The following is a 21,031-nucleotide window of genomic DNA, read 5'->3' on the forward strand; positions in this document are numbered from 1 at the left end:
TCAAACACTTGACCACGCATTGCCAGACCACCGTTTCGGTATCCGAAACGAACCCGGAGAACCGATATGGGGAGAGCAGCGATAAGGAGAATCGGGCTAATGCGCGCCTTATCGAGCGTGCAATTCGCCATCGACGCTGGCGAACCACTGCAGCAGCAACTGATTGATTTCGTCTGCTCGTTCGTATTGCACCCAATGCCCGGCGCCGGGAACCAGATGCCATTGCCGAGCCGACAGATGTCCCGCGATGCGCGGTGCCGCTTCCACGGGGTCAGCCGTCACGTCATGCTCGCCCCAAATCAGCAGCGTCTTTCCGCCATAGCTGTCGAGCGCCTGTCCGAGCACCGGACCGCCGCGCGAAATGGACTTGCTGCGAAAGCGCGTGGCCATGCAAGCCCGTTCGTGCACCGCCATGGCCAGCGCGTCGATGCTGGCCGGATCGTGAAGCATCAGTGCTTCGAGGTTGTGCCTCAACCCCTGCAGCATCTGCTCGCGGTCCTCCGTGCGCCAGTTGACCATATCGAGTCGCTGGCGCCGCTTACCGCCATGCCCGGCAGAGCCCAGTAGCGCAAGCTTCTCGACATTCGGCAGCGCGGCTGCCAGGCGGGCCGCGACAACGCCACCGAAAGAGAAACCCGCCAGCGCGAATCCATCCGACGCGCCGAACCGCTGCCTCAGACTGGCTGCCACTGTATCGACCAGCCGATCCAGCCGGTCATCCGCATGAGGATCGCCGTCGAGCGTGGCGGATTCACCGAAACCGGGCAGGTCAGGCAGCCATAGCGTGTGCTGCTGGCTCAGCGCCTCGATATTGCGCACCCAGTGCATCCAGTTTCCATGACCGCCATGGATCAGCACCAGGGGGGAGCCACGACCGATCTCGCGCCAGACCATCTCTGTAGGACCGGATCGGTCCCGGTGGACGACAGCCCTCGCGCTGAGCCGCTCGATCATCTCGTCTGGCGTCGCGGGCCGTGGGGGCGTTGTAGATATCGGGCTCGTCATATTGCAATTACGTGGGGACGTGGGAAATGAAGCGCTGTATCTGACCACGCACGGCGTGCCCGAAGCAAGTCATGGACGAGAAAAATCGCCTCGATTCGAGTATGTGAGTTTCGCCCTTATCCCTGCTCTTCGCTGACTCATCATCTGATCACGCCGGGCGTCAGCCGTTCGGGACCTCAGACCTTCAAGTCCGCCAGCATCTGTTCCGCCAGAAAATCGCACGGTGGCCGCGCCGATTTCGCGCTACGCGCCAGCACGACCTCCAGCGGCGCAAGCGGCGGCAGTCCTTCGGACTCCCCCAGCACAGCGAGATGCGCCGGCACGCTGCATCGGGCCAGCGGCGCCACCGCCAGTCCAGCCTCGACCATGCTGATCAATCCAAGCAGACTGGGGCTTTCATACGACATCCGATACTGGATATCGGCCTGCTGCAGCGCTGCGATGGCGCCGGCTCTCGCGGCGCTGCCATGGGCGAAGACGGCGATCGGGAGCGGACGCTCCCGCCAGATGGGTCGGCCACTGCGGGCCGAGACCCAAACCATCGGCTCGTGGCGGATGAAATCCCCGGTGACGCCGCGCGCCTTCGTGATGCAGGCCAGATCCAGCGTGTTGTCCTTCAGCAATGGAATCAGTGCGTGGCTGGGCAACCCGATGACACGGATCTCCACGCGCGGATGGGCCGCCGCGAACCGGCGCAAGACCGAAGGTAGCAGCGACGACGCGTAATCGTCAGGAACGCCGATCGTGACGCGCCCGCGAATCTCCGGGCGAACCACCGCCGACCATGCCTCCTCCCGCAAGGCCAGCATATGCCGTCCGTAATCCAGGAGCGTCCTGCCGTCCTCGGTCAGGGCGACGTTGCGCGTGGTGCGCGTGAAGAGTGGTTTGCCGAGCACCTCCTCGATCGCCTTGATCTGCATGCTCACGGCCGATGGCGACCGATGCAGGGTCTCCGCCGCGCGCGCGAACGACCCGGCATCGGCCACGGCAACGATCATCTCCATCACGTCGAGATCGAGCTTCTTCATTTCATCAGTAAATCTGAATAATCGGATCAGTATAATCCGTTTTACTTAGCTATCCCGTGGTCCGATACTGCCAGCATTCCCGATCAAGGATGGTTCTGGACCAGGTGCTGCGCATGAGAACGATGTACGAATTCATGGCCGTGGGCGGCCTGCTGGCAATCACGCCGGGCCCCAATATGGTCTACGTGATGGCGCGCTCGGTCTCGCAAGGCACCCGGGCTGGGCTGACTTCACTGGCGGGCGTCATGCTCGGTTACATGACCTACATGCTCAGCGCGGCATTTGGCATCAGTGCGCTGTTCCTGGCGATTCCTGGCGCCGCGCGCCTGCTTGCCATCGCTGGTGCAGCCTACCTGCTCTACATGGCCTGGCAGATGCTCAAGCCAGGCGGCCGGTCCCCGCTTCAGGTCCAGGCAACCCAGGCCGAACGGCCGCGTCGCCTGTTCACGATGGGCGCGATGACCAGCCTGCTCAATCCCAAGCTAGCGCTGGTCTTCCTGTCGATACTGCCGCAATTCATCGACTATCAGGCGGGTGGCGTCCTCAGGCAATCGTTGGTCCTGGGGCTGGCCCTGACCGCCGCTTTCGCATCGGTCAACGCGCTCGTCGCCATATCGTCGGGCCGCGCCGCGGCAATGATGGGAAGCCACCCACGCTGGCTGCTGGCGCAGCGCCTTGTGGCGGGCGGCGTGCTTCTGCTGCTCGGGGCGAGGATGGCACTGGAAGCCGCGCACTGGCCGGCGCTGTCGTAGCGCCATCGCCCGCTTACGGCGAGTTCATCCGCAAACTTCCCCGGATCGACGGCGGATGGACGATCCACGGCATCGTGGTATCCACCCCCGTATCGTCCAGGCAGCCCTCGAAGGTGCCGCTGCCGGGATACTGCTGATGGACCGAGAGCGTGACGGCGATCATGGCCGCGCCATTGGTGCAGATGCCGACGCTGCCGCCCGGCTCTGCAGGGCGTATCACCTGCCCGCCCATCACGTCGCCGCTCTGCAGGGTGCCGTCGGCTTGCCACCAGTGCCATTCGCCCCCGATGACGGTCGCCTCCACCACAGTGCTCGTATCGACAACGGCGCCCGGCTCGGCTGGCGGCGGCGCCGTGCGGTCGAAGCTGGCAACCCAGAATCCGCCGTGGCCAGCAATCGTATCGCTGCACGGCTCACCGGTGCCGGTGTCCGATCCCGAGAACGTCACGCGGCTGGCGCCGGTGTCATAGGCCACGTCCTCGTACACATCGACGCCCGAGAGGCAGGCCTGGGAATGAACTTCCGGATACGCGCAGGCGGCGCACCACGGAAGCAGCATGACCGACGCGACGCGCCGGACCTGCGCATTGAGATCTGGAGTCATGGCGACCTCCCGGTGCATCTTGTTCTTCCAATCCTTCCCATAGCTTAGGAAGCCCAACGCCTTCCTGCCGGGTCATTTTGCCGATAGCGGCGACGCGGCATCGCGGGGGATGGCGTCCTCCCGATCGATCCGACCAACGAGTGATGCAGACACCCCATTTGCACGCGTCGAAGTCACTACTGCGCAACTCGGCTGGCATCCTTGGCGTGCTCTCCTAGACTGGAAGCTTTCGTCACAAGAGACCCGCAAGGAAAAACCATGGCCGCGATCGAAGTGAAAGTGCCGCAGTTGTCCGAATCCGTCTCGGAAGCCACGCTGATGCAGTGGAAGAAGCAAGCCGGCGAGGCCGTCAAACGCGACGAGATCCTGGTGGAACTGGAAACCGACAAGGTCACACTGGAGGTGCCGAGTCCGGCCGACGGCGTGCTCGCAAAGATCGTCCAGCCCGATGGCGCCACGGTCCATACGGACGACGTGCTCGCGGTGGTCGACACCGAGGGCAAAGCGGTCGCTGCAGCCTCTCCCGTGGCGGCTGCAGCGCCGGCATCCGCCCCAGCGCCCGCACCCGCCCCTGCTCCGGTAGCCGCCGTGGCATCAGGTGGCGCTGGTGCCCCGGCATCGGCCAAGGCAGACTTCGACGTGATCGTGATCGGCTCCGGCCCGGGTGGATATATCGCCGCCATCCGTGCGGCCCAGCTAGGCAAGACGGTAGCCTGCATCGAGGAATGGAAAGACGACGCTGGCAAGCCACGGCTCGGCGGTACCTGCCTGAACGTCGGCTGCATTCCAAGCAAGGCGCTGCTCGCCTCGTCCGAGTACTTCGAGCAAGCGAAGCATGGGCTGGCCGAACATGGCGTGCAGGTCAAGGGCGTCACGCTCGATCTGCCGCAGATGATCCAGCGCAAGGCCGCGATCGTCGACAAGTTCACCGGTGGCGTGGAGTTTTTGTTCCGCAAGAACAAGGTCACCTGGATCAAGGGCCATGGCAAGTTCAAGGGGCGGGCCGCGGATGGCGTGATCACCGTGGAGGCTAGCAACGGCGGCGAGACGACGTCGCATACGGCACGCAACGTCATCATCGCAACGGGTTCGAAGGCCCGCCATCTTTCTGGCGTGCCGGTCGACAACAAAATCGTCTCCGACAACGAGGGCGCGCTGTCCTTCGATTCGGTGCCGAAGAAACTCGCGGTGATCGGCGCCGGGGTGATCGGTCTCGAACTCGGCTCGGTCTGGCGACGGCTCGGGTCCGAAGTCACGCTGCTGGAAGCGCTGCCCACATTCCTCGGCGCGCTTGACGAAGCTGTGGCCAGGGAAGCCGCCAAACAGTTCGGCAAGCAGGGGCTTACGATCCACCTTGGTGTCGACATCGGCAATATCGAAGCCACCGCCAAGGGCGTCAGCATCGCCTACAAGGACAAGGACGGCGCGGAACAGAAACTCGTCGCGGACCGATTGATCGTGTCGATCGGGCGCGTGCCGAACACCGACAATCTGGGTCTGGATGCCGTGGGCCTGGCCGCCGACGCGCGTGGCTTCATCCCCGTGGACGACCAGTGCCGCACCCCGGTGGCGGGCATCTACGCTATCGGCGATGTCGTGCGCGGCCCGATGCTCGCCCACAAGGCCGAGGACGAAGGCGTCATGGCCGCCGAGGTCATCGACGGCCAGAAGCCACACATCGACTACAACTGCATTCCGTGGGTGATCTACACCGAGCCCGAAATCGCCTGGGTGGGCAAGTCAGAAGCCCAGTTGAAGGCGGAAGGCCGCGAGTTCCGTTCCGGCCAGTTCCCGATGATGGCCAACGGCCGCGCGCTTGGGATCGGACATCCGGATGGCTTCATCAAGATGATCGCGGACGCCAAGACCGACGAAATCCTGGGCGTGCACATCATCTCCGCCAATGCCTCGGATCTGATCGCCGAAGCCGTGGTCGCCATGGAGTTCAAGGCGGCATCGGAGGACATCGGCATGATCTGCCACCCACATCCATCACTCTCCGAGGTCATGCGCGAGGCTGCGCTGGCGGTGCGGAAGCGGGCGCTCAATATGTAGTTGGCGCTATTTATCGTATTGGTCGTACGGGTCGTCTTTCCAAAGGTAGTGGCCCAGGACCGACTGGAGCGTCTCGTAGCTGACCGGCTTCGTCAGCACCATGCCGATGCCGGCCTCCAGGCACGCGAGTCGCTCCTCGGGTCCAGCGGTGGCCGTGATGGCGACGATGGGCAGGTCGGGGGCCACCTGCCCCGCCTTGCCCGTGCGGATTCTGCGCGCGAGCGCCAGTCCTTCGATGCCGGGCAGGCTGAGGTCAGTCAGCAACAGCGCGGCCGGGCCGCTTTCCAGCGCCCTGAGCGCGTCGGTACCGTTCTCGCAGACCACCACCTCACAGCCACCAATGCCCTTGAGCTGGTCCTCCAGCACGAGCAGGCATACGGGATGATCCTCCGCGACGATGACGCGCGGCAACGGCGGTTTATTGGCAGGCATGGACACGGTATGTGGCAACAGAAAATCGGCTGTCGCTATTGTGCATGTCGAGGCAGCGACAAGGTTGCTGAAAACTCCGCAACTTCCCGTATCGGTTTGCAGCCTTTTCTGCAACCCCTTCCCATTTGCCGCTAGGCTGACACGTTTCGCAATGTCTGACCCGCCAACCGACGGCGAAGATTGTCCAGGAAGATGTCGACCACACGCGCCGCATTGCCGTCCGAGAAACCGGCGCTATGCGGCGTGGCAATGACGTTCGGCAACGACCATAGCGGCGACGTCGCCGGCAATGGCTCATGCGCGAACACATCGAGGTATGCGCCGGCCAACCTTCCTTCTGTCAGTGCGTCGATCAGCGCTGGCTCGTCCACCACTTCTCCACGCGCCACATTGACCAGCCGCGCGCCAGCCGGCAATCGCCGCAGGGCCGCGCCGTCGACCAGTCCACGCGTCCGGTCCGTCAGAGGGCAGGCCAGTATCAACCAGTCCGAGCGGGGAAGCACCTCGTGCAGGGTATCGAACGTAAAAGTCTCGAACCCTTCGCCAGCCGGCGTCGGCTGTTGCCTGACCACGGCCACCGACATGCCGAGCAGGCGCAGCATGGCACCGAGCTGCTGCCCGATCGGGCCCCACCCCACAATGGTTGCGGTCTGCCCCCGCACGTCACGCGGCAATCCCGTGCCGAGCAACGGGGCCCAGCGTTGCTCGCGCTGGGCGGCGAGCAGCAGCGGAAAATGCCTCGCCAGCGCCAGCAATCCCGCCAGCGCGGTTTGCGCCACCACTCCCGCATTGGCGCCGGAAGACGTGGTGACCGTTACCCCGCGCTGCCGCAACTGGCCGAACACGGCGCGATCGGCGCCGGCCGAATGCACATGCACCCATCGCAGCGCGGGCGCCTCGAGCATCGCCGAGTAGAAGCGCTGCGTGTCCGGCAGGATCTGATGCTTGGTCGATAGCCCGGTCACATCGCGCGACACGAAGGCGATATCGACATCGACACCCTTCGGATCATCAGTGGCAGGCGCCAGTACCGGCAGCCACGGCGTGCCGTCCATGGCCAGATCGATCGCGGCGCGATGCTCCCTCAGCGTTAGTTCGGACAACAGGATGCGCAATGGCTGGACGGCTTCTAGAGACTTCGGCTGAGTTTGAGACATGTCTGAATTTCAATCGACAGTGGCACCGGAGGCCTTGACCACGACCTTCCACTTCTCATATTCCTTGCGCGTGAAATCACCGAACTGCTGCGGCGAGCCGCCGACCGGATCGGCGCCTTCACGAACCATCTGCGCCTGCAGCGATGGCAGGATGTCATTTACGGCCTGATTGACCCGGGTGACAACCTCGGCCGGCGTGCCCTTCGGTGCGAAGAAGCCGAACCACGAGCCAGCCTCGAAGCCAGGGAAGCCCTTCTCCGCCACCGTCGGCAGATCCGGCAGCGAGCGGGAACGCTTCGCGCTAGTCACCGCCAGCGCGCGCAGCTTGCCTGCCTGGATCTGCGAGATCACCGATGGAATCGTGGCGAACATGAACTGGACGCGCCCCGAGAGCAGGTCGTTCAGCGCATCGGCACCCTTGTAAGGCACATGAGTGGCCTGGGCACCGATGCGTTCACTGAACATGAAGCCCGACAGATGCGACGACGTCCCCACCCCGGTCGAGCTGTAGTTGAGCTTGCCCGAGTTCGCCTTGGCATAGGCCACGAACTCGTCGAAGTTCTTTACCGGCAGCGCGGCCGGCACGACGAGCACGTTCGGCACGTCGGCGATCTGCACCACCGGCACCAGATCCGCCAGCGGGTCGTAGTTCAGGCGCTTGTAGAGCGTCTGATTGATCGAGATCGGCCCCACCGAGTTGACCAGCAGCGTGTAGCCATCGGCCGGCGATCGGACAACGTACTCGGTGCCGATATTGCCGCCCGCGCCGGGACGGTTGTCCACCACGAAGGATTGCTTGAAGCGCTGGGCAAGTTGCTGGCTGACGCTGCGCGCCAGCATGTCGGTGGTACCGCCTGCGGTGAAGGCCACCACCACACGCACGGGCTTGGCCGGATACGGAGTGCCTTGCGCCGACGCCTGCGCGGCGAACGTGAAACCAGTGGCGGCCAATGCAGTAGCCAGCCATCGAACGGGGGCGAATCGATGCATGTCTTGTCTCTCTTGTTTATATAGTTCTTATGCGCACCGGGACGATCTTGCGCGGGCCCGGCGCCATGCCACCAGTCGGGACCCGCGATTCGGGGCACAGATCCCGCCGGTTCGCCACTAGCCATCCACGCCTCTGCGGGCGTTGGATGGCATTCAGGCCTTCTTCTTCAGGTGCAACGGTGATGCGGTAAAACGGTAACGCGGTAAGGCGGTAAGGCGGGGATACGGGAATGCGTTAATTCGGCTTCCTAGTCGCGGAAGCTCGGGTCCAGGCGATCAAGCTTGCGCAGCAACGCTGGCCACTCCATGACGCCATACGGACGGCGCGTGCCCGGCTGATAGTTACTCCACGTGGCTTCCAGCACGTCCGCCGACACCTGCTGCAGCGGCGTGTTGCACGACATCGCCGCCACCTGCGAGCGGCAGGCCAACTCGAGCCGATGCATCCAGTTGAACGCCTCGCCCACGGTATTGCCAACGGTCAGGGCACCGTGATTGCGCAGGATCAGCGCCTCGCCCTTGCCCAGGTCTTCAAGCAGCGACGCCTGCTCGGCGGTATCGAGCACCACGCCCTGGTAGTCGTGATAGCCGATCTTCAGGAAGCGCATCGCTGTCTGCGTGATCGGCAGCAAGCCGCACGCCAGGGACGACACCGCCATCGATGCCCAGCTATGGGTATGAATCACACACGCCACCTCGGGCCGCGCGTGATGCACCGCGCTGTGAATCACGTAGCCGGCCTTGTTGATGCCGTAGTTCAGCGAACCGAAGTCCGGCTTCGACAGGATGTTGCCCGCGTGGTCCACCTTGATCAGACACGATGCGGTGATCTCCTCGTACATCATGCCGTACGGGTTGATCAGGAACGCATCCTCTTCATCCGGCACGCGCACCGAGATGTGGTTGGCCATCATGTCGGCCATGCCATAAAGCTCGACCAGCCTGTAGCACGCGGCGAGATCGACGCGCGCTTGCCACTCCGTGTCGCTGCACTGGCCGCGCATCGAGGGGATGTTCAGCACACCCGGTTTCGTCATGATCCTGTCTCCCTTTTCGGTTTCTTGATTCGATTCGATGTCTTAGTCGGCGCCCAGCGCGAGATCGCTCGGCCGGCGCTTTTCGATGTTGTACTTCAGCAGCGCCGCGCAGCGGTAGATGCCATGCGCGAACTTGCCGTACGGCAGCGTCAGGAACAGCGCCATGACGATGCCGAGGTGAATGGCCAGCGCTGTGGCCATCGCACCGGTATCGCGCAAGGCCAGCAACGCCAGCCCGCTCGCGCTGGTCAGGAACAGCAGCGCGATGAATCCACGGTCCATCGGCTTCTGATCCGGATCGCCGGTGCGCGGGTCGCGCCGCACATTGAGCCAGAACAGACCGGCGGTGCCGATCAGCAGGCCGATGCCGCCCACCGTGCCAAGCAGCACAGGCAGGCTCGTCAGCGCGTACGGTGCATGCAGATCCAGCAGGTAGTGATACAGCGTGGCCACCGTCGTCGCGGCAAAGCACAGCATGAAGCCGTAGAACGTGAAATGGTGGAAGCGCCGGCGCAGCAGCGTGAACGCGTCGTCCTCGTTGTTGCAGCCTTCGCCGTGCCCACCGCCGAGATACTTGAGCCGCAGCGCATCGTGCGCGGCGCCGCCCACGGCCGCACCGCCGTCATCACTGGCTCGCGTGCCGGGCGTTACCTGCTGCCAGAACCGCGTCACCCCGATGCCCAGCGCGACGATGGCGAAGACAAACACCACGCCGAACATCACTGCCAGCAGATTGTGCGGGAAGATCGCGTAGAAGTTGCCAGCCAGCGGCGCGTGCAGCAGGCTGCCACGCATCGCCAGCACCATCAGCAGGAACAACGCCAGGCCGCCAGCCAGCGCCAGCGCCGTGGTCAGCCCCGCGCGCCGGTACAAACCGCCGAGCGCGGCGGGAAATGCGTAGTCGCCGTAGGTCTGCACACGCACCTTGGCCATCGCCTGCGGAATATTGACCGCGAACTCATGCGGCGGCGCGTACTGGCAGGCGTGATAGCAGGCGCCACAGTTGTGGCACAGATTGGCCAGATAGTGGATATCGGCCTTGGGAAACTCCAGCCGGCGCGTCATTGCCGGGAACACCGCGCAGAAGCCCTCGCAATAGCGGCAGGCGTTGCAGATCTGCAGGGTGCGGGCCACTTCGCCTTCGTCTGCAGTCAGCGGCAGCGCGCCGCGCGCCAATGCCGCGGCCTCGCGCGTCAGCGCTTCAAGATGTTGCATATTCCTTTTCCGTTGATGCCTGTGAGGCACGCCTGGCCATGCCCTTTGCCGCCTTGGCGGCCTGCGTGCCGGCAATCCGGCCGAACGCGGTGCCGATCGCCATGCCGACGCCAGCGGTATAGCCCTTGCCGAGCACGTTGCCAGCCATCATCTCGCCGGCCACGAACAGGTTGTCGCTCGGCTTGCCATCGAAATGCACGGCCGACTCTTCGTTGACCTTCAGTCCCAGGTACGTGAACGTGATGCCTGGGCGAAGCGCGTAGCCGAAGAACGGCGCGGTGTCGAGCGGCCGCGCCCAGTGAGTCTTGGACGGCGTCACGCCTTCGGTGTGGCAATCGTCCAGCACCGTGTGGTCGAACTTGCCGACCCGGCACGCGGCGTTGTACGCGTTGATCGTCCGCATGAACGTGGTTTCGTCGAGCCCGAGCTTGCGCGCGAGTTCCGGCAGCGTATCGGCCTTCACGCCCGGGAACACCGGCGGCATGAAGCGCCCGACGGCCTTTGCGTCGATGATCGAGTAACCGATCTGCTGTGGCTGCTGCGCGACCAGACGGCCCCAGATCGCATAGCGCTTGGGCCAGAAGTCCTCGCCTTCGTCGTAGAACCGCTCCGCGTTGGCGTTGAGCACGACCCCGAGCGAGACGCAATCGATTCGCGTGCAGATGCCACCGTCATAGAGCGGCGCGCGCGCGTCGATAGCCACGCAGTGCGACTGCGACGGGTCACCGATCGCGTCGGCGCCCGCGGCAATCATGTGCTTGAGCAGCACGCCCATGTTGAAGCGGGTGCCGCGGATCAGGAAGTTATCGGCGGGCCATTCGCCCCGCTCGTTCTGGCCCCAGGCCTCCCGCAGCCACTCGCGGTTCGATTCGAATCCGCCGGCCGCCAGCACGCAGGCGCGTGCTTCAATCCGCTCGGCGCCGATACGCGCCGCCACGAATCGGCTGCCATCGAGCTCGATGGCGTCGATTGGGGCGTTGTACCGAATCTGCACGCCGAGCGCCTCGGCGCTGCGGTAGTACGCATTGACGAGCGCCTTGCCGCCGCCCATGAAGAACGCATTGGTGCGAGCCACGTGGAGCGCGCCAGATAACGGTGGCTGGAAATGCACGCCATGGCTGCGCATCCAGTCCCGGCACGACGACGACGCGCGGATCGCAAGCCGCGCCAGCTTCTCGTCGGTCAGGCCGCCGGTCACTTTCAGCAGATCCTGCCAGTACTCCTCTTCGGGGTACGCGTCGACCAGCACGTCCTGCGGAGCGTCATGCATGCAGCGCAGATTGCGTGTGTGGGAGGAATTACCGCCGCGCCATTCTCGCGGCGCGGCTTCCAGCAGCATCACGCTGGCGCCCGCTTCACGGGCCATCAGCGCTGCGCAAAGGGCGGCATTGCCGCCGCCGATCACCAGGACGTCGATCATGACCGGGCGTCCTGAGTGCGGGGATTGGGGGTGGGGGTGGAAATTGACACGCCTTTCTGAGCCTTCCTGGAGTCTGTCCGGGACTGTAGCCGCCCGCTCAGGGCCTGCTAACCCGTTGACTGGCATGGGGGTATCACGATTTGTGATGGGACAGCCAAGCCGGGCCCGAGGCGGGAAACAGGTGGCGGAGGATCGCGATGGGGTTGCATGGGAGGCCTTTCAGATCCGTCTCATATCCATCCCGGCTGCGCTGGCCCAGAGTATCGAACACGGCACCCGCGGTGCCGCTCTCTCAACCTCCAAGGAGCCGTTCACATCATGGATGACATCATCGAATTCAGTACCTCCAGGCGTGCCAGCCAGACCGGCACGGAAGGCCCCTGCCCCCATCTGCTGGCATTGCGGGGCTGTATGCGGCACGACGGCCGGCCGCTGACACCCGGGCAGATCGACCTGCTGATCAAATCCTCCGTCATGGAGGAATTCATGTCCAGCATGGGGTGGGACCCCACCACCGTCGTCAATGCGGGGGACTGGCCGGCTCTTGAGGACATGCCGTACGCCGGAGCATCGGCGAACCCGCTGTTCGGCTGCTTGGCTCAGACCTACCGCGAGCAGGGCGTGGAGTTCTATGTGCCGAGTACGGATTTCTTCCGGCCACTGGCCGCTGGCCAACCTGGAGGGCGTCAGGGATGATCGGGCTGGACACCTGCGTGCTGGCGCGGCTGATCCTGGACGACGATGCCGTACAGTCGCCGATCGCCGCCGGTCTGATCGCCAGTCTGACCTCCCAGCGGCCCGGCTACGTGTCGACAGCGGTCATCCTGGAACTGGCATGGGTGCTGCAGCGGCGCCGCTCGCGGCCCGAGATCATCCGGGCCATCTATCGCCTGCTCAGGAGCCGGGCGCTGCGGGTCGAGTCCGCTCCAGTCGTCTATCGCGCGTTGGCGATGCTCGCGTCGGGGAACATCGGTTTCGCCGATTGCCTGATCGACCGTGCCGCGCACGCAGAGGGCTGCGAATACGTCGCCACGTTCGATCACGCCGCCGGCCACATGCCCGGGTTTCGCGATATCGGGCGTCATCCGTACCCGCTATCCCTCCACTAAGAGGCGCTATCAAAATGAAGCGAAGCGGTTCTGGCTAGGGTGAAGCAGGGGTTTCGGCTCGTATGCGAGCCGCCTGCGGAACGGCATGTGCCTGCGAGCACATGCGCGCCCTGCAAGGGGGCGGCCGCAGACAGTACAAGTGGACTGGCCAAGGGCGCGCAACGACGCCAGAATCATTTTGATAGTGCCTCTAGCAGCCGTGCCCCGCGCCAACCTCCCGATCGCACCAGACCACGCGCCGTATCGGCCAGCACCACCCGCAGCGCCAGCGCAGCGGGTGACAACTCATCGTCCGACAGACTGCAAAGCAGGTTCTGACGACCTACCTGCGGATCGTCGATCTGCGCCAGGTGAAATCGCGTTTCCGCATCGGGATAGCGCCCCACTGCCGCCCATGGTTGCAGCGTGGTGCCGAAGCCCATGTCGACGGCATCCATCAGCATCGCCAGCGAATCGATCTCCTGCGTGACATGCGGCACAACCTTGGCCCGGGAGAATGCCGCATCGAGCGTGCTGCGCAGACCATGAACACCGGTGGGCATGATCAGCGGCACCTCGGACAGATCGGCCATGGTCAGACGCGTGGGCGGCTCGGCCTTACCCTGCGGCAAGGCATTGCGGGACTGAATCAGGAAAAGCGTCTCCTCAAGCAGCGGCATGACCGTCCAGCGCCGCGCGGCATGGGTATCGAACAACACGGCCAGATCAAGCTGGCGCGCATTGAGCATCGCGGTCAGGTGTCCCGACAGGCTTTCGACAATATGCAGTCGCACGTCGGGATAGCGCTCGCGCATCGCGCGAATCAGCGGCACACCGATCACCGAGGCCGTGGTCGGCGCCAGCCCGACACTGACCGTACCGGTCAGCCGCGCCTGATGCGCGGCGCGGCGCGCCTGCTCCGCGTGCCGCAGCGTCAGCTGGGCTTCGTGAAAGAACGCAAGGCCCGCTTCAGTCGGCGTCACGCCGTGTGGCGTCCGGCGCAGCAGGCGCGTGGCCAGTTCGCTCTCGAGCCGGCTGATCTGCTGGCTGACAGCCGATTGCACCATGTCGAGCTCAAGCGCCGCCCGGCTCATGCTGCCGAGTTCGACCACTCGCACGAAGTATTGAAGCTGGCGCAATTCCATCTGTGTCCCCTGGCATCGCTACCGCCGATTCCGGCGGCAACGATCGTCATCTCGTGGGACGTCTTATACCAGATGCGAAACCCGGCGCGCCGAGACGCCGGCTCCGGGGTCTCAGGCTTCGTTGGCGCCGCTGTACCAGTCGACAGTCTGATCTAGGTACACCAGACCCTTTTCAGCCAGCCCCGGACGCATGTTGTACATGTCGACGCCCAGCACGCCGGAGGCCAGCTTCTCGCGCTTGCCAGCTTCCAGCGCCTCCCGCTCGGCCGCCTTCGCGGCGATGTCCGCCGCTTGCGGTCGCGCCACGACGACCACACCGTCATCGTCCGCGACGATCACATCCCCGGGTCGTACCAGCGTGCCGGCGCAGACCACCGGTACGTTGACCGCGCCCACGGTCTCCTTGACCGCGCCCTGCGCGGAAATCGCGCGGGACCAGACCGGAAAGCCCATGGCATTCAGCGTCGACACGTCACGCACACCGCAATCGATGATCAGCCCGCGCGCGCCGCGCGCCTTCAGCGACGTTGCCAGCAGATCGCCAAACACGCCGTCGGTGCAGTCGCTCACCAGGCCCACCACCAGCACATCGCCGGGCTGAACCATTTCCACGGCCACATGGATCATCCAGTTGTCACCGGGATGCATCAGCGCCGTGACGGCACAGCCCGAGATTGCCGAACCGGACTGGATCGGCCGCAGATATGGCTTCATCAGCCCGGTACGGCGCTGGGCCTCATGCACCGTCGCCACGCCGAACTTGCCCAGCGCTTCGACATCACGCGACTCGGCGCGCAGGATATTGCGATAAGCGACGGTTCTCATGCCAGGACCTCCGAGACTTGCGGGAAAATGCGGGCGTAGCCCTCACCGTAGGTAATCTTGCGATCGGAATTGCGCGTTGCCTGCGCGCCCCGCTGAAGCGCGACGCGAGTGTAGTACTCCCACAGGTGCTCCTGCGCGGCCATCGTCGTGAACGCGCGCTGCTTCTTCTCCCAGACCGCTGAGATATCGAGCAGCACATCCGGCTTCCAGTTGCACTGCTCCGGCTGGTGCGGCTCGAACAGGAACACGGGCGGCGCGCCGATCACCGGCACCTCGGGCTTGTAGCCATGCGCCTGGGCGATGATGCGCGCTTCCTGCGCCACGTGAGTGGCCAGTGGGTGGTCGAAGTTATAGATGTCTTCACGCGAGTGCGTCAGCACCAGTTCCGGGCGAATGTCGCGGTAGATGTCGGCCAGCCGCAGCAGCGCTTCGTCGGGCACGCGCAGCGGATAGTCGCCCAGATCGAAGCATTCGAGCGTGCCGCCCAGGATCTCGGCGGCGCGTTCGGCTTCCTCGCGACGCGCGACCTTGACCCGGTCCATCGTCATGCCCGGCTGCCGCCACATCTTCGCGGACTCGCCGCGCTCGCCGAACGACAGGCACACGATGCGCACGTGATAACCACGCTCGGCGTAAAGCGCGATGGCACCGCCCGCGCGCCAGACAAAATCAGCGGCGTGGGCGCTGACCACCAGGATGGAGGGCTTTGCAGCCGATGCTTGTTGTACGGACATGGCAATACGAAAAACGTTTTCGAGAGAATGGGCGCAGTCAGGCGCCCGGATGCGGCCTCGATCGGCCGCTCAGTTGGCCGCTCAGTTGGCCGCTCAGTTGGCCGCTCAGTTGGCCGCTCAGTTGGCCACTCAGTCAGCCCCTCAGTCGGCCCCTCAGTCGGCGGTAATCCCAGCCTTGCGGATCACCCCGGTCCAGGTCGTGGTTTCCGAGCGGATGAACTGGCCGAACTGCTCGGGCGTGCCTGAGACGATCGTCACACCAAGCTGACCAAGCTGCTTGCGCACGTCGGCATCGTTCAACGCGGCGTTGGCCGCCGTGTTCAGCGCCTTGACGACCGGCGCGGGCGTCTTGGCGGGCGCCACGAGTCCCCACCAGACCGAGGCCGTAAAGGCGGGCAGCCCTTCCTCCTTCGAGGTCGGGACATTGGGCAGCAACGCCGAACGGCTGGCGCTGGCCACCGCCAGCGGCCGCAACGTGCCGGACTTGATATGGCTGATCACTTCAAGCGGATTGATCGGCATGAACGTCAGGCGTTCGCCTATCAGGTCGGTAATGGCGGGCGCGCCGCCTTTGTATGGAACGTGCAGCACGTCGATGCCAGCGGACTCCTTGAGCATTTCGCCTGCAAGGTGGCCCGAGCTGCCGTTGCCGGCCGAACCGAAGCTAAGCTTGCCCGGTTCCGCCTTGGCCTGGGCGATCAGCCCCTTCATCGATGTGATGTTCGACTTGGCCGGCACGACCACCACCAGCGATGCCTCGCCAATCCGCGCCACTGGCGCGAAATCCGTGGCCGGGTTGAAGCTGAGTTTGTTGAACAGCGCCGCGTTCGTCGCCAGGCTGTTCGAGGCCATCATGATCGTGTAGCCGTCGGCCGGGGCCTTGGCCACGAAGTCCATGCCGATATTGGTGCTGGCGCCGGGGCGGTTGTCGACGATGATCGGCTGCTTGAGTTGCTGGCTCATGCGCTGGCCAACCGAGCGAGCCACGATATCGACCGCGCCGCCCGCCGCATACGGCACGACCAGTCGGATCGGATGGTCGGGATACGCGTCGGCGCGGGCCGTCTGGGCGCCGATTGCCAGCGCGGTGGCCAGCATTGCGGCCAGAATCGGGCGGCTCCCGCCCTGCAAAACATGAATACGAGCGAGCCCGCGCAGCATGATGTCTCCAGATGTTATTAATCTCCTGGCACATTCTCGGCGCGGGTCGTGATACTGTCCAATATGTTTTCAGGTGGCTCGTTATTTCGAATTCGTATCAATGGACTTTCGCCAACTTCGCTATTTCGTGGCCGTGGCCGAGGCGCTGAGCTTCAGCGAGGCCGCCCGCCGGCTGCATGTCAGCCAGCCGCCGCTCAGCATCCAGATCAAGGCACTGGAAGATGAACTGGGCAGCCCGCTGCTGGAACGGTCGCGCCATCACGTGGCGCTAACGCCGGCCGGAGAACTGTTCCTGGACAAGGCACGGGCGGCACTGGCCAATCTCGACGAAGCGCGTGACGTGGTCAGGCAGGTGGCCTCCGGCGAAGCAGGAGAGATACGGGTGGGATTCACGGCGTCGGTGCCGATGCAGGATGTCTTTCCGCGCGCCGTGCACGCCTTCCGCGAGGCACATCGCCATGCCCGGCTTGAACTGGTGCACATGTCCACTGGTCAGCAGCTCCAGCAACTCGAAAGTGGCGAAGTCGACATTGGATTCCTGCGTCCCTCGCCTCAGTTCCGGCCACCGGCGCGTATTGAAGTGCGGGAAGTCCTGGCGGACCGTCTGGTGGCAGTGCTACCGGTCGGCCACCCGTTGGCGCGATCGAATGAGCAGACAGAGATCGACATCAGTGAACTATCCGGCGAGAAGTTCCTGCTGTTTCCCCGCGGACTCGGCTGCGGCCTGTTCGACCACGTGACCACACTGTGCAATCGCGCCGGATTCGCGCCGAATGTCGCGCAGGAAGCGCGCGAGGCCACCACGATCATCGGTCTGGTAGCCAGTGGTGCGGGGGTGTCGGTGCTACCGGCGATCTACGCGCGCACGGGCATCCCCGGCGTGGCATACCGTGCCATCGCCGGGCCCGACGCAGGCAGCCGCATCCTGATGGCGCATCGCGCGGATGCGCTATCGCCGATCATGAAACGGTTCGTGGGATATTTCTGAGGTTGGGTGTTGCCGATTGCTGGCTCCCCTCTTCCGCTCGCGGAAGAGGGGAAAAAACCAACTGCAGATCAGCCGCCTGGCGCCGTCACCAGCCCATCCGCGCGGAACATCGCCTTGATCCCGCGCACGGCCTGACGGATACGCGATTCGTTCTCGATCAACGCGAATCGCACGTACTCATCGCCGTAGTCACCAAACCCGATACCGGGGGATACGGATACCTTGGCCTTGGCCAGCAGTTGTTTGGAAAACTCCAACGAGCCGAGCGCGCGATAGGGTTCCGGGATGCGGGCCCAGATGTACATCGAAGCCTTTGGAATATCGACTGGCCAGCCCGACTCGATCAGCCCGCGTGCCAGCACGTCGCGGCGCGACTGGTACTGGGCGGCAATTTCCTTCACGCACTGCTGGTCGCCCTCGAGCGCGGCGATCGCCGCCACCTGCAGCGGGGTGAACGTGCCATAGTCGTGATAGCTCTTGATACGCGTCAGCGCGGCCACGAGGTCGGGATTGCCGACCATGAAGCCAATCCGCCATCCCGCCATGTTGTAGCTCTTGGACAGCGTGAAGAACTCCACCGCGATGTCCTTCGCGCCCGGCACCTGCATGATCGACGGCGCCTTCCAGCCATCGAAGACGATATCGGCATAAGCCAGGTCGTGCACCACGAAGATGTCGTGCTTGCGCGCCAGCGCAATCACACGTTCGAAGAAATCGAGCTCCACGCAGGCCGCCGTTGGGTTGGACGGGAAACCCAGCACGATCATCTTGGGCTTCGGGTAGCTGCCGCGAATCGCGCGTTCCAGTTCGGCGAAGAAGTCGATGCCCGGCGTCAGCGGCACTGAACGGATGTCTGCCCCCGCGATCACCGCGCCATAGATATGGATCGGGTAGCTGGGGTCGGGCACCAGCACGGTGTCGCCACGGTCCAGCGTGGCCAGCATCAGGTGCGCAAGGCCTTCCTTCGAGCCGATCGTGACGATCGCTTCCTTGTCCGGATCGATATCGACGTCATAGCGTTCGCGGTACCAGTGCGAGATCGCGCGACGCAGCCGCGGGATGCCCTTCGACGCCGAATACCCGTGCGTGTCCGGCCGCTGCGCGGCGTCGACGAGCTTGGCCACGATATGCGGCGGCGTGGCGCCATCGGGGTTGCCCATGCTCATGTCGATGATGTCCTCGCCACGGCGGCGGGCGGCCATCTTGAGCTCGGCGGTGATATTGAAAACGTACGGGGGGAGACGATCGATGCGCGCAAAGCGGCGCTTGCCGGAATCGGCAGTCATGTGGAGTCCTTTACGTAAGCGCCCGGAACCGTCCGAGCGACGTCGCGACCGTTGTCTCGGTCGCTGGGGACTGAATTTAGCAAGACGCGCGCGATCGCACAACCAATAAATTGCACGCGTCGAACAACGCGCGTTGCGCTGCGTTACTGGAACATGCCGCTGGGCGGCTGCGTCGGACGATCCGGAGGAAGATGGCGCACGATGCAATCGAGCGCATCGGCATTGGACTTGGTACCCCCCATCGACCCGGCAATCGCGTCGCGATACTGCGGCACATCGATGCGGCTGTAGTAAAGCCTGGAGGTCTGGTCGAGCCAGTAGACGTAGTCGCTGTCGCTATCGGTGGTGCCGCTGCGCAGCCACTCGCCCAGGTTGTGGTTGCCAAGCCGCGTGTCGGCGCACGCATCCTGGATCGTGTTCAGATATTTGTTGAGGCCATGGGCCTCGTAGTTACGCACGGAGTCGGGGGCGCACGCCGCGGTGCCAACAGCGGCGGCGATGGCGGCGGCAACGGCAAACAATGGCGACAGGCGAAGGCGCGGCATGGCAGATCCCTGTGTCGATGAGCGTGGCGATTAGTGTATCCGCGCCACGCCCCTGCCGGAGCCCGCGACGAAAAATTTCAGATGTCGCGATTCAACTCTTCAGTCGTCGATCGTTTCATGCACCGCCGCATTGCCGCGTTTCCAGTAAGCCGATGCGCGAATACGCGACTTGTCGATGCCGCGCTCGCCCACCAGATACTGGCGCACCTCGCGCATCGCGGCGGCCTCGCCAGCAGCCCAGACGTAGCCTTCGCCCTGCGGCAAGCTGAGCCAGCGAAGCGTCGGCGCAAGCTGGCTACCTTCGGGCCGGCCTTCGCGGTGCACCCAGTGCACTTGCGCATTCGGCCCTGTCGCGAGCGGAATCTGCGCCGAGGCATCCGACACCTCCGCCACCACGATCACACGGGCGTCCGGGCCCAGTTCCTCGATACGACGAGCCATGGCTGGCAGCGCGGTGTCGTCGCCGATCAGCAGATGCCAGTCGAACCCGCGCGGGATCACGAACGAACCGCGTGGGCCGCCCACGCCGAGATACTGGCCCGGCTGCGCTTGCGCCGCCCAGGTGGAAGCAGGCCCGTCGCCATGCAGCACGAACTCGATGTCGAGTTCGCGGGCTGTGTTGTCGTATCGGCGGGGCGTGTAGTCGCGTGTCTCTGGCCGGGGCTGCCCTTCCGGAAAACGGATGCCGTCGGCCCCCACTTCTGGCAGCGCAGGCTTTTCCGCACCCGGGGGCGGGAAAAACACCTTGATGTGATCGTCGAACGAGCCCGAGACGAAATCCGCGAGGTCTTCGCCACCCAGTGTCACGCGCAGCAACTGCGGCGATACCCGGTGCGTGCGCAGCACCTTGAGCAGGCGCATCTTGAGCGGATGGCGGACGCGCTCGACTGTCAGATTGCGGTCGTCATTCATGCGTTCTGGTCTCCCGATTCGATGTCATCCGCCGCGCGGCTCAGGATGGCGGCAATCCGGCGCTGTTCGTCTGGAGACGCACCGCTGCGAAGCGCCAGCGCCTGCTTGAGTCGCATCCGCGACGCCACGAACTCGGGCACCCATCCGCCCTGCTCGGGCTCGCGCTGCGGCTCGCCGCGCATGGCCCGGCGCATCCAGTCCATCTTGCGCGCCACGTGCTGCAGCCGTGCCAGCATCTGCTCCAGCCGCTCACGGTTCTCTTCCAGATAGGCGCGGCCGGCGTCTGCCAACTGGTAGCGCTTCTTGTTGCCCTCGGTATCGACCGTTGCGTAGCCGAGATCCTCCAGGAAGGTCAGCGCGGGATAGACCACACCCGGGCTCGGCTTGTAGAACCCGCCCGTGCGCGCCTCCAGCGCCTTGATCAGCTCATAGCCGTGTGACGGCTTTTCCTCTAGCAGCGACAGCAACAGCAGTTGCAGATCCTCGGCGCTGAACTTGCGGCCACGGCGCAGGCTTTCGCCATCGAAGCCATCGGAGCCGTCCCAATCCCCACCGCCTCCACGGGACCAGAAGCTGCCACCTCGGCCCATCGCGTGGATCAGCACGCGCAAGCCATCGTGACGCTGCCCGCGCCAATGCCCGTGTCCGCCAT

22 protein-coding genes and 1 pseudogene are annotated in these 21,031 nt (G+C 64.6%); 6 read left to right on the plus strand and 17 right to left on the minus strand.

Annotated features, from left to right (window positions below):
- Positions 1–108: 108 nt before the first annotated feature.
- Both B2246_RS17780 and B2246_RS17785 read right to left on the minus strand, forming a co-directional pair.
- Positions 109–894, minus strand: a complete 786-nt coding sequence (locus B2246_RS17780) for an alpha/beta fold hydrolase (protein WP_051705418.1) — start codon at positions 892–894, stop codon at positions 109–111.
- A gap of 287 nt (positions 895–1,181) precedes the next feature.
- Complete coding sequence (locus B2246_RS17785) at positions 1,182–2,033, minus strand: LysR substrate-binding domain-containing protein (protein WP_035883280.1); 852 nt, start codon at positions 2,031–2,033, stop codon at positions 1,182–1,184.
- A 113-nt stretch (positions 2,034–2,146) separates the two neighbouring features.
- Here B2246_RS17785 and B2246_RS17790 point away from each other — a divergent pair, with 113 nt between their 5' ends.
- Positions 2,147–2,785 carry a LysE family translocator gene (locus B2246_RS17790; protein ID WP_035883378.1) on the plus strand — a complete coding sequence of 213 codons (639 nt, stop codon included), beginning with the start codon at positions 2,147–2,149 and terminating at the stop codon, positions 2,783–2,785.
- 13 nt (positions 2,786–2,798) lie between these two features.
- Here the strand turns inward: B2246_RS17790 and B2246_RS17795 are convergent, their stop codons facing one another.
- Positions 2,799–3,389: a hypothetical protein gene (locus B2246_RS17795; protein WP_234819016.1), complete on the minus strand. Its 591-nt coding sequence runs from the start codon at positions 3,387–3,389 to the stop codon at positions 2,799–2,801.
- Positions 3,390–3,647: 258 nt separating this feature from the next.
- On the opposite strand from B2246_RS17795, the pseudogene B2246_RS17800 reads away from it, so the two are divergent.
- A pseudogene (locus tag B2246_RS17800) lies at positions 3,648–3,863 on the plus strand (biotin/lipoyl-containing protein); the annotation flags it as partial.
- A gap of 114 nt (positions 3,864–3,977) precedes the next feature.
- Positions 3,978–5,444 (plus strand): dihydrolipoyl dehydrogenase, encoded by a 1,467-nt coding sequence (gene lpdA / locus B2246_RS17805; protein WP_051068940.1) that lies wholly within the window; start codon positions 3,978–3,980, stop codon positions 5,442–5,444.
- Between the two features lie 6 nt (positions 5,445–5,450).
- On the opposite strand, the gene B2246_RS17810 is transcribed toward lpdA, so the two are convergent.
- The 6 genes from B2246_RS17810 to tcuA form a co-directional block, all read right to left on the minus strand.
- Complete coding sequence (locus B2246_RS17810) at positions 5,451–5,876, minus strand: response regulator (protein WP_286882532.1); 426 nt, start codon at positions 5,874–5,876, stop codon at positions 5,451–5,453.
- 131 nt (positions 5,877–6,007) lie between these two features.
- Entirely contained in the window at positions 6,008–7,033 is a 1,026-nt protein-coding gene (locus B2246_RS17815; protein WP_286882533.1) for a D-2-hydroxyacid dehydrogenase, read from the minus strand.
- Between the two features lie 9 nt (positions 7,034–7,042).
- A complete protein-coding gene (locus B2246_RS17820) occupies positions 7,043–8,023 on the minus strand; it encodes a Bug family tripartite tricarboxylate transporter substrate binding protein (protein ID WP_008652460.1) in 981 nt (326 codons plus the stop codon).
- 248 nt (positions 8,024–8,271) lie between these two features.
- Positions 8,272–9,060 (minus strand): class II aldolase/adducin family protein, encoded by a 789-nt coding sequence (locus tag B2246_RS17825; RefSeq protein WP_008652461.1) that lies wholly within the window; start codon positions 9,058–9,060, stop codon positions 8,272–8,274.
- 42 nt (positions 9,061–9,102) lie between these two features.
- Positions 9,103–10,275, minus strand: a complete 1,173-nt coding sequence (tcuB, locus tag B2246_RS17830; RefSeq protein WP_286882534.1) for a tricarballylate utilization 4Fe-4S protein TcuB — start codon at positions 10,273–10,275, stop codon at positions 9,103–9,105.
- Entirely contained in the window at positions 10,262–11,695 is a 1,434-nt protein-coding gene (tcuA, locus tag B2246_RS17835) for an FAD-dependent tricarballylate dehydrogenase TcuA (RefSeq protein ID WP_286882535.1), read from the minus strand. The genes tcuB and tcuA overlap by 14 nt, the downstream gene beginning before the upstream one ends.
- 318 nt (positions 11,696–12,013) lie before the next feature.
- Here tcuA and B2246_RS17840 point away from each other — a divergent pair, with 318 nt between their 5' ends.
- Together B2246_RS17840 and B2246_RS17845 are read left to right on the plus strand one after the other, a co-directional pair.
- Complete coding sequence (locus B2246_RS17840; RefSeq protein WP_008652464.1) at positions 12,014–12,391, plus strand: hypothetical protein; 378 nt, start codon at positions 12,014–12,016, stop codon at positions 12,389–12,391.
- On the plus strand, positions 12,388–12,804 hold the full coding sequence (locus tag B2246_RS17845) for a PIN domain-containing protein (protein WP_286882536.1): 417 nt from the start codon (positions 12,388–12,390) through the stop codon (positions 12,802–12,804). The genes B2246_RS17840 and B2246_RS17845 overlap by 4 nt, the downstream gene beginning before the upstream one ends.
- A 173-nt stretch (positions 12,805–12,977) precedes the next feature.
- Here B2246_RS17845 and B2246_RS17850 read toward each other — a convergent pair whose 3' ends face one another.
- The 4 genes from B2246_RS17850 to B2246_RS17865 all read right to left on the minus strand — a co-directional run bounded on the left by B2246_RS17850 (position 12,978) and on the right by B2246_RS17865 (position 16,648).
- Entirely contained in the window at positions 12,978–13,928 is a 951-nt protein-coding gene (locus tag B2246_RS17850) for a LysR family transcriptional regulator (RefSeq protein WP_008645050.1), read from the minus strand.
- 111 nt (positions 13,929–14,039) lie between these two features.
- Positions 14,040–14,753 carry a 4-carboxy-4-hydroxy-2-oxoadipate aldolase/oxaloacetate decarboxylase gene (locus tag B2246_RS17855; RefSeq protein WP_008645052.1) on the minus strand — a complete coding sequence of 238 codons (714 nt, stop codon included), beginning with the start codon at positions 14,751–14,753 and terminating at the stop codon, positions 14,040–14,042.
- A complete protein-coding gene (locus B2246_RS17860; RefSeq protein ID WP_008645054.1) occupies positions 14,750–15,487 on the minus strand; it encodes a PIG-L deacetylase family protein in 738 nt (245 codons plus the stop codon). Before B2246_RS17860 ends, B2246_RS17855 begins: the two co-directional genes overlap by 4 nt.
- Positions 15,488–15,640: 153 nt before the next feature.
- Positions 15,641–16,648: a tripartite tricarboxylate transporter substrate binding protein gene (locus B2246_RS17865; RefSeq protein ID WP_286882537.1), complete on the minus strand. Its 1,008-nt coding sequence runs from the start codon at positions 16,646–16,648 to the stop codon at positions 15,641–15,643.
- A 100-nt stretch (positions 16,649–16,748) separates the two neighbouring features.
- Between B2246_RS17865 and B2246_RS17870 the strand changes: the two genes are divergently transcribed.
- Positions 16,749–17,636, plus strand: a complete 888-nt coding sequence (locus tag B2246_RS17870; RefSeq protein ID WP_008645058.1) for a LysR family transcriptional regulator — start codon at positions 16,749–16,751, stop codon at positions 17,634–17,636.
- A 68-nt stretch (positions 17,637–17,704) separates the two neighbouring features.
- On the opposite strand, the gene alaC is transcribed toward B2246_RS17870, so the two are convergent.
- From alaC to B2246_RS17890, 4 genes are all read right to left on the minus strand, one after another.
- On the minus strand, positions 17,705–18,922 hold the full coding sequence (alaC, locus tag B2246_RS17875; RefSeq protein WP_008645063.1) for an alanine transaminase: 1,218 nt from the start codon (positions 18,920–18,922) through the stop codon (positions 17,705–17,707).
- A gap of 143 nt (positions 18,923–19,065) precedes the next feature.
- Positions 19,066–19,467 carry a hypothetical protein gene (locus tag B2246_RS17880; protein WP_008645064.1) on the minus strand — a complete coding sequence of 134 codons (402 nt, stop codon included), beginning with the start codon at positions 19,465–19,467 and terminating at the stop codon, positions 19,066–19,068.
- A 99-nt stretch (positions 19,468–19,566) separates the two neighbouring features.
- Positions 19,567–20,379 (minus strand): siderophore-interacting protein, encoded by an 813-nt coding sequence (locus tag B2246_RS17885; protein ID WP_008645065.1) that lies wholly within the window; start codon positions 20,377–20,379, stop codon positions 19,567–19,569.
- Positions 20,376–20,969 (minus strand): PadR family transcriptional regulator, encoded by a 594-nt coding sequence (locus B2246_RS17890; protein WP_317915496.1) that lies wholly within the window; start codon positions 20,967–20,969, stop codon positions 20,376–20,378. The genes B2246_RS17885 and B2246_RS17890 overlap by 4 nt, the downstream gene beginning before the upstream one ends.
- Positions 20,970–21,031 lie beyond the last annotated feature (62 nt).

Origin of the sequence: Cupriavidus sp. UBA2010 (assembly GCF_002335265.1) — a bacterium.
Classification (GTDB): Bacteria; Pseudomonadota; Gammaproteobacteria; order Burkholderiales; family Burkholderiaceae; genus Cupriavidus; species Cupriavidus metallidurans.

Bases quoted from the DNA above. Each gene is read 5' to 3' on its own strand.
- B2246_RS17780 (WP_051705418.1), bottom strand. From the start codon at position 894: ATGGTCTGGCGCGAGATCGGTCGTGGCTCCCCCCTGGTGCTGATCCAT.
- B2246_RS17785 (WP_035883280.1), bottom strand. From the start codon at position 2,033: ATGAAGAAGCTCGATCTCGACGTGATGGAGATGATCGTTGCCGTGGCC.
- B2246_RS17790 (WP_035883378.1), top strand. From the start codon at position 2,147: ATGAGAACGATGTACGAATTCATGGCCGTGGGCGGCCTGCTGGCAATC.
- B2246_RS17795 (WP_234819016.1), bottom strand. From the start codon at position 3,389: ATGACTCCAGATCTCAATGCGCAGGTCCGGCGCGTCGCGTCGGTCATG.
- B2246_RS17810 (WP_286882532.1), bottom strand. From the start codon at position 5,876: ATGCCTGCCAATAAACCGCCGTTGCCGCGCGTCATCGTCGCGGAGGAT.
- B2246_RS17815 (WP_286882533.1), bottom strand. From the start codon at position 7,033: ATGTCTCAAACTCAGCCGAAGTCTCTAGAAGCCGTCCAGCCATTGCGC.
- B2246_RS17820 (WP_008652460.1), bottom strand. From the start codon at position 8,023: ATGCATCGATTCGCCCCCGTTCGATGGCTGGCTACTGCATTGGCCGCC.
- B2246_RS17825 (WP_008652461.1), bottom strand. From the start codon at position 9,060: ATGACGAAACCGGGTGTGCTGAACATCCCCTCGATGCGCGGCCAGTGC.
- tcuB (WP_286882534.1), bottom strand. From the start codon at position 10,275: ATGCAACATCTTGAAGCGCTGACGCGCGAGGCCGCGGCATTGGCGCGC.
- tcuA (WP_286882535.1), bottom strand. From the start codon at position 11,695: ATGATCGACGTCCTGGTGATCGGCGGCGGCAATGCCGCCCTTTGCGCA.
- B2246_RS17840 (WP_008652464.1), top strand. From the start codon at position 12,014: ATGGATGACATCATCGAATTCAGTACCTCCAGGCGTGCCAGCCAGACC.
- B2246_RS17845 (WP_286882536.1), top strand. From the start codon at position 12,388: ATGATCGGGCTGGACACCTGCGTGCTGGCGCGGCTGATCCTGGACGAC.
- B2246_RS17850 (WP_008645050.1), bottom strand. From the start codon at position 13,928: ATGGAATTGCGCCAGCTTCAATACTTCGTGCGAGTGGTCGAACTCGGC.
- B2246_RS17855 (WP_008645052.1), bottom strand. From the start codon at position 14,753: ATGAGAACCGTCGCTTATCGCAATATCCTGCGCGCCGAGTCGCGTGAT.
- B2246_RS17860 (WP_008645054.1), bottom strand. From the start codon at position 15,487: ATGTCCGTACAACAAGCATCGGCTGCAAAGCCCTCCATCCTGGTGGTC.
- B2246_RS17865 (WP_286882537.1), bottom strand. From the start codon at position 16,648: ATGCTGCGCGGGCTCGCTCGTATTCATGTTTTGCAGGGCGGGAGCCGC.
- B2246_RS17870 (WP_008645058.1), top strand. From the start codon at position 16,749: ATGGACTTTCGCCAACTTCGCTATTTCGTGGCCGTGGCCGAGGCGCTG.
- alaC (WP_008645063.1), bottom strand. From the start codon at position 18,922: ATGACTGCCGATTCCGGCAAGCGCCGCTTTGCGCGCATCGATCGTCTC.
- B2246_RS17880 (WP_008645064.1), bottom strand. From the start codon at position 19,467: ATGCCGCGCCTTCGCCTGTCGCCATTGTTTGCCGTTGCCGCCGCCATC.
- B2246_RS17885 (WP_008645065.1), bottom strand. From the start codon at position 20,379: ATGAATGACGACCGCAATCTGACAGTCGAGCGCGTCCGCCATCCGCTC.
- B2246_RS17890 (WP_317915496.1), bottom strand. From the start codon at position 20,969: ATGGGCCGAGGTGGCAGCTTCTGGTCCCGTGGAGGCGGTGGGGATTGG.